This window comes from Paenibacillus sp. J31R109, assembly GCF_059692055.1.
Genome location: NZ_JCAUAR010000012.1, coordinates 53,848 through 66,266 on the forward strand (window position 1 = coordinate 53,848; position 12,419 = coordinate 66,266).

11 protein-coding genes are annotated in these 12,419 nt (G+C 46.3%); all 11 read right to left on the bottom strand.

The genetic code is table 11. The annotated features are described in order from the left end of the window. The 11 genes from AC58QT_RS24940 to AC58QT_RS24990 all read right to left on the bottom strand — a co-directional run bounded on the left by AC58QT_RS24940 (position 1) and on the right by AC58QT_RS24990 (position 12,416). Entirely contained in the window at positions 1-402 is a 402-nt protein-coding gene (locus AC58QT_RS24940) for a GPW/gp25 family protein (protein ID WP_497288633.1), read from the bottom strand. Between the two features lie 33 nt (positions 403-435). Continuing rightward, complete coding sequence (locus tag AC58QT_RS24945) at positions 436-1,161, bottom strand: phage baseplate assembly protein V (protein WP_310500849.1); 726 nt, start codon at positions 1,159-1,161, stop codon at positions 436-438. Continuing rightward, complete coding sequence (locus AC58QT_RS24950; protein ID WP_497411359.1) at positions 1,161-2,249, bottom strand: phage late control D family protein; 1,089 nt, start codon at positions 2,247-2,249, stop codon at positions 1,161-1,163. The genes AC58QT_RS24945 and AC58QT_RS24950 overlap by 1 nt, the downstream gene beginning before the upstream one ends. A 4-nt stretch (positions 2,250-2,253) precedes the next feature. Then, positions 2,254-2,880 (bottom strand): CIS tube protein, encoded by a 627-nt coding sequence (locus tag AC58QT_RS24955; RefSeq protein WP_497288636.1) that lies wholly within the window; start codon positions 2,878-2,880, stop codon positions 2,254-2,256. A 65-nt stretch (positions 2,881-2,945) separates the two neighbouring features. Further along, positions 2,946-8,072, bottom strand: a complete 5,127-nt coding sequence (locus AC58QT_RS24960) for a hypothetical protein (protein WP_497411360.1) — start codon at positions 8,070-8,072, stop codon at positions 2,946-2,948. Between the two features lie 29 nt (positions 8,073-8,101). Beyond that, the gene (locus AC58QT_RS24965) at positions 8,102-8,548 is read right to left on the bottom strand and encodes a phage tail protein (protein ID WP_497288638.1); all 447 of its coding nucleotides are present in this window, start codon (positions 8,546-8,548) and stop codon (positions 8,102-8,104) included. A 17-nt stretch (positions 8,549-8,565) separates the two neighbouring features. After that, positions 8,566-8,748 carry a DUF6760 family protein gene (locus AC58QT_RS24970; protein ID WP_081787256.1) on the bottom strand — a complete coding sequence of 61 codons (183 nt, stop codon included), beginning with the start codon at positions 8,746-8,748 and terminating at the stop codon, positions 8,566-8,568. 11 nt (positions 8,749-8,759) lie between these two features. Further along, complete coding sequence (locus AC58QT_RS24975; protein ID WP_068664310.1) at positions 8,760-9,131, bottom strand: hypothetical protein; 372 nt, start codon at positions 9,129-9,131, stop codon at positions 8,760-8,762. A 139-nt stretch (positions 9,132-9,270) separates the two neighbouring features. Next, positions 9,271-9,705 (bottom strand): phage tail protein, encoded by a 435-nt coding sequence (locus AC58QT_RS24980; RefSeq protein ID WP_056612231.1) that lies wholly within the window; start codon positions 9,703-9,705, stop codon positions 9,271-9,273. A 41-nt stretch (positions 9,706-9,746) separates the two neighbouring features. Next, the gene (locus tag AC58QT_RS24985) at positions 9,747-11,480 is read right to left on the bottom strand and encodes a phage tail sheath subtilisin-like domain-containing protein (RefSeq protein ID WP_497411361.1); all 1,734 of its coding nucleotides are present in this window, start codon (positions 11,478-11,480) and stop codon (positions 9,747-9,749) included. A 126-nt stretch (positions 11,481-11,606) separates the two neighbouring features. Next, positions 11,607-12,416 carry a carboxypeptidase-like regulatory domain-containing protein gene (locus AC58QT_RS24990; protein WP_497411362.1) on the bottom strand — a complete coding sequence of 270 codons (810 nt, stop codon included), beginning with the start codon at positions 12,414-12,416 and terminating at the stop codon, positions 11,607-11,609. Positions 12,417-12,419 lie beyond the last annotated feature (3 nt).

The window sequence follows — 12,419 nt, forward strand, 5'->3', positions numbered from 1 at the left end:
CTATTTCGAACCTTCAAATAAATAAAACGGATAAACTTGGTTAAACAAGTTGTTCGTTGTACGTACCTGATAGGCAATATGAATCATCACTTTAGCGGGATCATCTATTTCGGGTACAGCTTTCACTTCAACCTCATGAACCCGTGGCTCCCAGTTTCGGATGGCTTCTTCAATATTACTTTGCAGCAAATGCAGCGTTGTATCATCGGTTAAACCAAATATAAATTCTTGAACTCCGCATCCAAAAGAGGGACGCATCACGCGCTCTCCTTGTGTCGTTCCCAAGATAACGCGAATCGCTTCTGCGATGTCTTCCTCATACTCGGACATTCGGATCCTTCCTGTTGCAGGATCAACCTGAATCGGGAATTTCCAGCCCCGTCCCAAAAATGCTTCCGACATCTCGCCACGCCCTCTCGTTAATTGATCATAACGTTAGTTAATTTTCACCATACTACCTTTGATATTAATGATGCCATCTGACTTCAGATCCAGCGTCGCCCCTGCCTTCAAAGCCATCGTAGCAGAAGCTTCTATATTAATTTGCGTAGATTTAATTTTGATTTCCTTCGTGCTTTCAATACCGACTTCACCTTTGGCGTTCAATGTGATCTTAGATGTTTGGCTGACGACAGATATTTCATTCGCAGACCCGCCCTTGATCAGAATCTTATTGTTGCCACTGGAATCAGCAATCGAAATGCTTTGATCCTTATCTTTAAGTTCAATAATTTGACCTTTTTTAGTCTTTAAGGTGATGCTCTCGTCACCACTTTTATCATTAAAAGAAAGCTCATGACCAGAACGTGTCTTAATCATGCGCAAATCATTTTTCTCAGCAGGTGGAGGTGGCATATTCTTCGGATTCCACAGCATACCGATGACGAAAGGCATCCGCAGCTCGCCTAAATGGAAGGCAACTAACACTTCATCCCCTACTTCAGGGATAAAAAGACTGCCCATTTCCTTACCGCCCATCATTGTGGCAATGCGCACCCAATCCGTTTCTGTTTCCGTTTCTTGCATCGGAAGCTTGAGTTTTACTCGTCCCATTTTATCGGGATCCGCGTTATTCGTTACAACAGCCACCATGACGCCGCCAATCTTCTGGCTGGAAAAATCGGAGATGCCGCCAATTGTAATATCGGGAGTTTTGAACATTAGACTGCATTCCCTCCCAGTAAAAACCGAGTCGTGTAACCTTCGTCATCCAAAATGTGGGTTGCCCCTGTCACATAATAAGGCTGATCAAACGTCTTGCCTATACCGCTCAGCTTAATATAGCGCCCCGCGCGAATCTCTGGAATGCCAATGCATTCCCCGCTGCCGCTTACGAGCTTCATGGCTCGGCGATTCAGTATCGCATCCGCGTAGCTTTTAGCTTCTTCAACGGAGCTTACATTTGTATACATATGCTCGACGAAATCACCCTTTGAAGCTAAGATGTCCTTGCCCGTCTTGCTATTGGAACCAAGCTTCGTCACGCTGGCTGATTTGCCTTCGATGACCTTTAACTCTTTATTATCCCAAGCTCGAACGGTTACGCCCGTAATTTGCTCGGCCAAATTGTGATCGATCATTAAACTGCGGATTGTCTTTCCCATCTCCAGTGTCATCACGGCTGTCATTGCCGTTAATGGCTTACGGAAATATAAATTCTTCCCCACTATGAAAAAATCATAGTTAACTAAATTCGCTAAGTTTTGAATGAAATGATAATCATTGATCTGACTCTGCGAAAGTGCTGGAAATTCGGTTGTTGTTGCATCTATATGTGTCTTGAAGCCATATGTCTTGGCAATTTCTTCAACAACATCACTATATTTCTTCTTATTCCAAGAACGGGACTTCGTCCCCTTCATCATCAAATAAGAAATATCCATCCCGCGTACCACGAGACCAGGAGCACCGCCTTCTGGAAAATCCACAACCACGGAAGTAATTTGGCCTGAAAAGACGGCGGTGAATTTATCAACATATCCCAAACCAATATCAATGGCTTTACCAAGTGAGAAGATAGAAAGCCATTGAAATTCATTTTTCGTAATATCATAAGCATTGGCTACTCGAAAAGAAAAGGAGTCTGCTGTTCCATCAATCGATGTCTCCACCCGCAGGTTGTCCAGTGCGATATCATCCGAAATCTTACTGCCATCTACTTTAATATCATAGTAAGGGGCATAAAAATCGCCGTACTTCTTGGCCAAATCGTCAAATGTAAATGAGCTTGTTTCTAGATCTAAGGCCATAGGCTTAATCCAACCTCGGAACTGAAATGCGGCGTCCCGTGGTCACTTTCATTGGATTATCGATACCATTTGCCTTCGCAATTTCCCGCCAAAGCGTAGGATCTTCGTACTCATTGGCAGCTATCGTCCACAGTTGATCACCTTGGTTAAGCATCTTTAATTTCGTTCTATCTGCGGAATGACGTGGAATTTGCTTCAACTGATCTTTCTTACTGAGCGTTGATTTAAAAGTCACTTTCAGCTTGGCACGCACTGGAACTCCCGTATCGAGAAACATGGTGAAATGCTGATTGACTTTCTCAACGACTCCTTTAAAATCCAGTGAACCCCACACAAATCGGCAAAGTGGCGGAGCATGAATCTCCTTTTCAACATCCAGAAGACCTGAAATCTTCGTCGTCAACTGACGAACATCCGTGCCTTTCTCATAGGTGTCAAAATAAAAATCCATCGTGAGCGTCGATGTGCCTCCACTCACAAATTGTGCAATCGGCATGGACAGACCCGGCACTGTTTTCCAAGAATAGCTGTTGCCGGTGTCGAGCGTATACTCGCCCGGATTGAACATCACTTGCACATTTTCGGTTTTGCTGCCTTTATGAACAATAATCATCGCTTTCTTGAGCGCCATAGGTATCCGTCCTCTCTGCCATTATGTATATAATTAACGTTATTAACGATTCATATGATTACTCATTATACACCACGCCGTTGCCGCTCGAACTTCATCTTTTTTTCAATTTCGCGGTAGACTTTCTCCGCAATCTTGGCGATATCCAGCTGTGGAAGCTGCTTAACCAGCTCTTGCAGCTGCTCTTCGCTTAGCTCCGGTGGTGTCTGCTCAACAGGTGCTGCTGGTATTGATTCTTGATCCGCACTCGCTTTGGTGCGCAGCCAATCCATCTCCAGCGGTGTATCTGCAAGCTGACTAGTTACAGCTTGTTTATGCTCCAGCATGCTGATTGGCGAAGCCAGCTGCTCTTGCCCTGCAGCCGGCACGGACAGCCCCGTTGGCTGTATGCGCGACTGCATAGGCACGCTCCTCACTGGCGGGCTTGCCTGGCTCGCGCCGATTGGCGGCTGCTGCGTTCGCGCCTGCATGAGCATGCTCATTGCGGGCATGCCTTGGCTGCTGCTGTTCGTGAGGCTGGCGGCGCGCTGCACGCCAGCAGTTGGTGCTGCGGCTCTGCCGGAGGCAGCCGCCTGAATGAGACTGCCCATCCCACGGGAGGGCAGTCGTTGTTCCGCTGCGGCGGGCGAAGCCGCAGCTATGCCCGCAGGAGCAGCGCGAAGCGCTCCTGCGCTGCTCGCCAGCACCGGCATGACACGTTGTGTCATGCTTGCGCTCTGGCGAGCCCTTGGCGCGCGTGCAACGCGCGTGCCTGTCACGACCTCTGCGGCAGGCGAAGCCGCCGCAGGTTCAAGGGCTTGTGCGCGCTCTTCGACTTGCGCGCTGATCATAGCCCTAATGGTTTGCTCCGCCGAGTCCACTTGAAAGCGCTCCGCTTCCAAGTGGCTCTCCGAACCACGTTCCTCTCGCTTAGGCTCGCGCTCACGATCTTCGACGATGACTCGTCTCTGAACGTGTTCGGCTTGCGCCTTTGACCAAGTTACCGTGCCGTTTCGTGAGGTTTCTGACGCCTCAGTTCTTGGGTTAGAACCTTGCCTACTATCACCCTGGGTTGCTCTATTCATTAACTGCCTAATTCTCGTCTCGCTAACTCGTTGAATAAGATTATTCGCGCTTTGCATGGCCGCTTTCTGACTTGGCAACTGACCTTGTGCTTGGATAACAGTTCGTCCTGTTTGAGCAGAGCTTGTCATGCTTATGCCTGCAGATTCATTCACAGAGCCCGACATGGCCTTCCTGGCTATCAAGTTGCCAGACGATTGCTCTACGGGACTTGTTACTAGATTAGCTCTTCTTGCTTGAATACCACCGTTCTCGATGCCTAGGGAACGTTGAACGAGCGAGCCTTGTTCTACGCTCCGCATTCTCCTCAGCTGCAGAGAATGACCTATGCGACTATCTTCCGATTGTACACGCTGCCCACGTACAAGCTCTCTAGATGGTGGATTAAACTGCGCGTTCCTATCTCCATCTACACGATCCTCTTGTAAAGAATTAGCAAAATCTGAACGATGTTGTTCTGCTTCTACGTTTTCTTTATTTCCCTGCATCTGATTTGATAAAGAATTCTGTTGTATAGAATCGTTGGTTAGGGATTCCTGTGCCTGTCCTAATTGTAGATTCCTACTTTGGCTTTCCTGCTCTTTATCCGTGGATCGTATCTCCTGCGCGCTTAATTCGGACGCACTGGAAGTCTGAAAGATTGGAGTATGTTGCTGCTGATCGATAGCACTTATTCGTCTTGTTACCGTGCCATCTTCTACTCGGCCTGCTCGAAGGGTTAACAGACTTCTCTCCCATGTTGGGGATGATCGGGTAACCGAAGTACTCATCTCACCACTTAATACAGATGATGATTGCGTACCTATCGGTGACTTTTGTGAAGTAAACTGTCCTAAATCAATTTTACGCTGAATGGTAGCTTGCTGCTCTCTCACACGATTAACGCGAGACTGACTTCCAGCCCTTCTAACCATGTCCAGAGGTGAAAGTCCCGTTGATCTGCCCTTCGTACGTGCGCTAGTTGTCTCATGCAAGCTTGATTCGTTCGCAAGAGATTGCGTCTGGCTTGAAGCAACAACACGACCATTTAACTTACTGACACCTGACATCTCCGTTGAAACGTTCCTTATGCTGTCTTCGACTGAACTAGTTGGTCCAAGTAACCTGCGTTGAAGCTGATGGGATCCTTCTACAACCTTAGACTTATTACTCGATGTCACATAAGTGATGCTATTGTGTGCTGCCTTCGATGCAATTTCAGCTCCTAAAGATTGTTGAACCGTCGTTCCTTGCGCTACTGAGGGGATATTATTTCCGGTGGTGCCTGGCTGTGCCTGACCTGTTAATTGATTAGTACCTGCTTCAGATTGGCGATGCGCAGAACGCAGCAAACGCACAACCTCTCGGCTAGTTTTACTTTCCCCCTGCTTAGCAGACATTGGAACTAAGATTCCAATGGAGCGAATGCTTGCATCTGTAACTCTAGCTGCAATCTCTTTAGCTAATTCCCCAGCAGGTCGATTGCTCTTCCCAACTTGAGATTGACTACGGAACTGCTGATTGTCTGGCCTAATGGTTTGCAGCCTATCGTTATCAGCTTGCCTTCTAAACGTAACTTCTGTATGAAGGGTATCATCTGCTTGTGCCATAGGTCTCATCTGAAAAACACTCGGAGCTGCTTCTTCCAATTGATTTTGTTCTTGTTGGAGATGAGAGCCTCGGCTCACTTGATTTTCTTTTTGACGATTCTGACGATGCAGTGGCTGACTACCAAGCAACTGCTCATTTCTCTTGGCTGATTGATTTAATGATTCTCTAAAGCTTTGTTGAATAAGCTTACCTGCTGATTTAGTTCGTATGTCTTTGCCCTTACTAACACTATTTGTACTTCTAATGAAGAAATCATCAGAAGAGGGTTGTCTTTGTATGGTAACGAGTTGCTGCAACCAGCTCTCGTTGCTTTGTATTTTCTGTGCTGCGCGCCTCTTCTCCATCCGAACAGGCTCTGTGTACACCTGACTTGGGTAGGCCGTCACACTCTTAACTCGTATGGAAGCTGCTGTGTCCTGTTCTGGCTCTTGATAAGCTCCAGGCACAGGTACTGCATCTTCTGTTTGTAATCTTATATCCGGAAGACTAGCGATGGATTCATTAATGCCATTAACGGAAATACTCGCCGCTTCTTGCGTCGTCGGAATGCCCCCGCTATTTTTGCGTGGTCTTCCTCTCTTTCGCTTAACTGGTTGTTCCACGGGTTGCAATTTTACCAATTCGGTAAATCCAGCATCCTCATTCCTTACTTGCTGATCGGATTGCTCTTGGTATCCATCTTTCCCTTGTGGCGATCCCGCACTGTCCTTACTTGGTGTTTCTTGTTGTTCACTCTGTTCGTACAAACTGCTTTTGGGTTGTAATTGCTGTCTTTCTTGTTGTATCTGATTTTCTTGTTGTATCTGCTGTTCTTGCTGCATCTGATTTTCTTGCAGTATCTGTGTTACTCGTTGTTCCTGTTGTTCTTGCTGTTGCGCTAGACCTTGTCTGGCAGCCAATAATTCAATCTGCTCATTCAGCTGTAATGTTTGATGCTGCTCTTGTAACTGGTGTAGTCTCTGAACAACTTCCATTGTGCCAGAGCCCTGCTCTTGCCGTTCACCGGAAGATGCCTGTTGCTGCAAAGCTTCTTCTTGCCCAGTTATTTTGCGCCATACTCTTGTCGTACTGGAATCAAATTCTCTCATTCCGCTGCGACTAGGACTAGCCGTTCTGGTTGAGGCATGCATAGATCTAGGTAAACGCGACGTTAAACTCGCAGCATTAATTGCCAAGGGTTGTCCACTTGAGGAAAGAAAACCTTTCGCTAATGCTAATGAAGATCTATCACTACTTTTACGTGTAGCATCCTCAGTCTCAGCTTGTTCAAGGTAAGCTTGCTTACTTGCTTGTGTTTCCTGCTCCTCGACGTGTTTGAGCAATAAACTGCGAATAAAACGCACGGCACTCGGAGAAGATTTTCCTGAAAACGGACCCTCGCCAAGCTTCAACGACTTTCTAGTTTCAATTGGCGATAGTTCCTCTGTAAAGCTTGTTCCTAGCACTTCAGCCTTACGCCTAATTGGCGAACCTGACGATGACGTTCCTCTATGCTGAATTGGCGTTTGTGTTACCTCTTGTAAAATAGCCTTAGCCATTCCCAAAAGCGATGGACTTGCCGGCAGACTTGCCTGCTCAGATGCGAGAGCACCAGTGAATTTGTCTTCGCTATGCCCCAAAATCAGTTTCCCAGATTGGAATTGTTCCAACCAATTGGACGTATTTCGTATCGCATCAACGTGATCAGCAACATTGGAATGTTTGGTCTTCCCTTCCTTGTTCTCATCACCTTTGATTGCCCGGGCTGAGGTCTGCGCTCCGTTACTCGACGCCTGTTTATATAATAATTGTAATGTTTTCCGCTGAATATTCGTTGTAGGACCTGTATGTTGAACGCCATTCACCATCGGGCTCGGTTGATTCGTCTTGCTGCTTGTAGAATGAGCTAGCATACCTATCGAAGCAACGAGCTGCCTCATCGAACGCTGAATAATCGGTGAATGTCGTTTATTAACGACGTTAATTCCTGCTTGGACAGACTTCACATCGCCATCTTTAGCGACATGTTCGTTTTCTTCCCTAGTCAGGAGTTGGCTTTCTAATACTTTGGATTTGTTACTTTTGCGTCCTCTCTTTTTCTTGATTGGCAGATCAGCAACTGCTGGTGCCAGTTCAGAGGACAATCGTTTATGCTCTTGTTGTTTCTCTTCTAAAATCACTTGCTTGGGCAGACGATAACCGCTTTGTGCGACTAACTTCTGTATATGTTCAATCGTTTGTTGTTTCGTTATTAAAGGTGCTGACTCTGGGTGTTTCAAGCTTTGCAGCTGTAATTGTAATTGCAAAATCCATGCGCGATCACTGGGGTTCTTAATGGATGCTAATTCTTTATCCGTCATTAAACCCTTGCTCTTAAAAATAAGAGCAAACATGCCTAAATAATTATCGCGATCCCATCCATACTTCCCCATAATGCCAGAAGCAAATTGCTTCGCCTGACGAGAAGTGTGACCGACCGTTGTCGTGCGATAGCCTTTAGCAAAGCGCAATTTACCTTTACTCTTCTTACCAAGGGGTTTATGCGATTGTCGAGATTTCATGAACAATCCCCCTAAATGTTTTCGTAAACTTATTTCTTAAAAATCGTCTTCAATCCCGCATGCACGAGCTCAATCGATTCAATCGCGACATTCGCACTTCCTGCATTCAGGTCTGGGCCGTTCCATTTCACAGGGAATGCACTCGTAAATTCCCAACGACACATTTCTTTTCCTTCAACATTGTACAAAAGAATGGAACCATTCTTACGGCTAATTTTGCCTTGAACAGCGTTATTGTACCAATCCCATAGCTCGCTGGCATTGCTAATGCCCCTTTTGAGCACGATATTCGGGTACTTCGTATGTTGGACCATGTAGTGTGGATGGGTGTTCAAGCCACCTTCCCAATACGGCTTTACTTCGATCTCTGACTTCATGCCCGTCACTTCGGAGAATCCTCCAACGATCAGTCCATCAAGCTCAACGAGAAAACGAAAGTTACCGCCTACATTATGCAATTTGGATGACTTCGCCATTGTTTGTTACTCACCTCTTACCGAAACACATCAAACGGATTGTCTGGCTGTTTTTTACCTTCTTCGTTCAAATTGCGATTGATGCGGGAAATCTCCTCGCACCACGTACGGCGTTCACGGTGTTCCATGGACATAATTTCATCATGTGACCAATGAAAATAGTAAGCGATGAAGCCTACTTCTTCATATATTTTGTCTATGGGATAACCCGTTACGCCATCTCGTCCAAAAAAGACACGTCCACATCAAACTCATGCTCACATTTTGGACAGCTTGTATGAACTCTTGGCGCGTCCATTTCGTTAATTTGACGATAAAAGTTTTGCAAGAATGCTAAATCTGCTGTAAAGAACTTTTCAACGACACGTGTATCAATCGCACGCAAGTCCCCTAAATTGGTAATGACACGTGTAAGCAAAATGATCGTTAAGTAGCCTGGGTTTTGCTGAACACGTTGGTCACGCATCGGTAAAATTTCATCCGCAGCTGTCGCTAAGCGCATAACACCTTTTTTGTGAAGCGTACCGTTATCATCCACATATCCTCTAGGAAGTTCAAATTCATATTCTGTTTTGAAAGCCATGTTGTTGTTACCCCCTTAAAGTTTTCTCCAGAAAACTAGCTTCATAAGTATAATCTTGTGGTGATGAGGCTAAGCCTCTTAACAAAAAGAAGAGTTAGGAACCGGAGACATACGCTCCGGCACCTACTCTAACCTTGTATTACTTCGTACGTGTCATACCTTCATGAGCAAGCTCTAAGCTCTCGATAGCTACTTCGTTCCCAGTCCCTTTAAAGCTTGGTGCTGAGTACTTGGATGGCCATGCTTCGATGACTTGCCAAGTAGCTACATCTCCGCCCTCTTCGTTGATCGCGATAATCGTGACCGTTTTGCGGGAGATTTTGCCTTGAATGGATTCTGACATCCAGTTGTACATATCCATGGAGTCTGTAACTCCCCATTTCAATGAGATGTTCCCGTATTTTGCAAGTCCCGGAAGCTTCCGAGGCGTGATAGTTTCGTTTCCTTCGCGGTATTCAATTACCGATAGGGAAGCATCAAATCCAGAGATTTCGCTGAATCCAGCTTGTTGAATACCTTCTACTTCAATTCTAAATCTAAAATTGCGGTATGGATCCCTACGTTCGCCAGCCATAGTATACCCCTTTCCTAATATGCGTGATATCTAACGTTAGACTATTCTTCTCTTGTTTTCTGAGTAATGCGGAAGATGACGAACTCGGCAGGTTTCACCGGTGCAACCCCGATTACGCAGATGAGTCGACCATTATCGATGTCGTCCTGTGTCATGGTGCTGCGGCCAATATTGATGTAGAACGCTTCTGAAGGACTTCCGCCCATTAGAGCACCATCTCTCCATACCCGCGTTAAGAACGCATCAATCGTCCGCTGTACACGTGCCCAAAGCTGTTCGTCATTCGGTTCGAAGACAACCCAGTTCGTGCCGTTCTTGATGGACTCTTCGATAAAGATGAACAAACGTCTAACGTTCACATATTTCCATAAACCGTTCGACGATGTTGTACGAGCACCCCAAACGCGAATACCTTGTCCAGCAAAATGACGGATCAAGTTAACGCCTTGTGGGTTTAGAATATCTTGCTCGCCTTTGTTATATTGGCAATCTAGGCCAACGGCACCGCGAACGACTTCATTCGCAGGCGCTTTTTGTACGCCACGAGTTTGGTCGGAACGGGAGTAAATACCAATGACAGAGCCAGATGGCGGTATGTAAATATTGCGTTTGTCTAATGGATCAAAAACTTGCAACCATGGGTTGTACATAGCCGCATAAGAACTGTCGAAGATGTTGCGGTGTGTCATCACATCTGCAACTTTTGTTTTCTCACGTGGAATATCGAGAACCGCGAAGCGGCTGCCCAAGTTTTCACAGTGCGCTACTAGGGATAATTGAACCGTAGGCTCAGTTACACCTGGAATCGCAATGATGGATACCACATCGTTATCGATGAAGGACTGAATCCCTGTACGTTTGCCAGGACCACGGTCAACACCCATATAAATATCAGGCGTTACATTTGCGATGGAACCGTTGCTGCCGCCGGACAAAGCGATTTGGAATTTGCCTACGGACTCGTTCTCGCCAGAAAGCACCTCGAAAGGAGCGATTGCGCCAAGATCTTGACCTTCTGTCAAATCCTTCACCGTAATAATGTTAGAACGGGAAACGATTTTCTCAATGTGATTCGCTGCTGTAATGTTCAAGGAAACGCGCTCATACGTCTCAGCTTCGTCACCGTAGAATACGTGAAGTGTAAATTCACTTGTCGTCAATACTTTTGCTGGTAGCAATCCGCTATCAACAACATCACCTTCAAGTGCCACAGACAACTCGATAATGTTATCTTGGGAAGCGACTACTTTGCTGTATTGTTTCGCGCCTGCTGCTTCGAAAGCAACTACGTCGCCAACGTTGAAGCCAGCGTTGTTTTTCACGCGATATTGTGTTTCACTTAGCACTTCATAGATTTGCGTCTTTGCTTTGCTAGCTGGCACAACAACGATACGTACTTGGTTCCCCCATGTTCCAGGGTTCTTGGAAGCAATTTCAATAATTGCTGATTCTTTATTCGTAGCCGCTTTGTTCGTTGCAACTTTCGCGTCAGTTGGCGCTACACGCATAACGAAACAGCGATTACCTCCGTTTAAGTAGAAATGCTCTACTGCGTAGGAAAGGAAACGATATTCGCCGAATTCATTCTCGGACAAGTAGCTACCGAATAAACGGTGGAAATCAGCTACGCTCGTAACCAGTTGAGGGACACCTTCAATTTCCCCTCTTTGCGCAAGCCCTATAAACCCGGCCGTACTTGTGCTTGCACCCTCAAGCGGTTGTGCTCCGCTGTCAAACTCTTCCACATAGACTCCAGGTGATAAATAGTCAGCCATTGTTCCCCAGTTCAGTCAGATGGCACTGCTTACTCAATAAATATGGCCAAAGACATGAAACCAGTTCTCTCCTTTCTGCTTGTCATTTTGTATAGAAGATGGACGTGTCCATTCTGCTAATTAGGGTTACGCGAGACGTATCGTGCCAAGATTGGTTGTTGTTCCTTCAGCTACTGCGAGATCTTGGATACTGTGACTTTGCTTGCCACCCGGCCCATACGTAATGACCAAGTCCGTCTGAAACGACGGAATTCGATTCCCTCGAAAAGCAATGGCAACCTCGCCACGCTCTGTACTTCGGGTCTCTTGCACAGGTAACAGCATAGCGCCACGGGAATAGGATTGGGTCAGAGGATTCAATAATCGGAATCTTTTCTGATGCTCGAGCACTTCAGAAATCCGAATAACCTCTTCCGAGGCTTGAGAACCTCTTCCACGCAGCAGATACACATCACCAGCCACAATGCCGCCTGTAAATGAGCCTAAAGTCATTTCCATCGCGCCTTTGTCAGCTTGATCAACCATTAATCGCGCGCGCGCGCAGTCCTCCGTTAGCACGGTCGACTGTAAGTGAGCATCACAGATCGGAGCCCCTGCTGCATTCTGCAACATGACTCGAATAAGTCCTGCCCCTTGGGAAAATGGGTATGAAGGTAACGGTTTCATTTGAACGACTTCAATAAAATTGTGTGTGCCAACCGTGATGTTTGTTTGTTCTTGAAAATAATACTCGCTATGTACCGATAATCGGTATTCGCCGGGGGATAAATCGTTGAATATATAGGAACCATTCGATTTGCGAATTGCTTTCGAACGGGAGCCTTCTAGGTGTACAGTGGTCTTGTTGCCAAGAGGAGCCCCAGAGGAGAGTGCGTCAATCACACACACAACAAGGGATACACGGGATCTCAATTGTGATATTCGAATCTGATCCACAGG

Coding starts and splice junctions, on each gene's coding strand:
- AC58QT_RS24940 (WP_497288633.1), bottom strand. CDS start 402: ATGTCGGAAGCATTTTTGGGACGGGGCTGGAAATTCCCGATTCAGGTT.
- AC58QT_RS24945 (WP_310500849.1), bottom strand. CDS start 1,161: ATGTTCAAAACTCCCGATATTACAATTGGCGGCATCTCCGATTTTTCC.
- AC58QT_RS24950 (WP_497411359.1), bottom strand. CDS start 2,249: ATGGCCTTAGATCTAGAAACAAGCTCATTTACATTTGACGATTTGGCC.
- AC58QT_RS24955 (WP_497288636.1), bottom strand. CDS start 2,880: ATGGCGCTCAAGAAAGCGATGATTATTGTTCATAAAGGCAGCAAAACC.
- AC58QT_RS24960 (WP_497411360.1), bottom strand. CDS start 8,072: ATGAAATCTCGACAATCGCATAAACCCCTTGGTAAGAAGAGTAAAGGT.
- AC58QT_RS24965 (WP_497288638.1), bottom strand. CDS start 8,548: ATGGCGAAGTCATCCAAATTGCATAATGTAGGCGGTAACTTTCGTTTT.
- AC58QT_RS24975 (WP_068664310.1), bottom strand. CDS start 9,131: ATGGCTTTCAAAACAGAATATGAATTTGAACTTCCTAGAGGATATGTG.
- AC58QT_RS24980 (WP_056612231.1), bottom strand. CDS start 9,705: ATGGCTGGCGAACGTAGGGATCCATACCGCAATTTTAGATTTAGAATT.
- AC58QT_RS24985 (WP_497411361.1), bottom strand. CDS start 11,480: ATGGCTGACTATTTATCACCTGGAGTCTATGTGGAAGAGTTTGACAGC.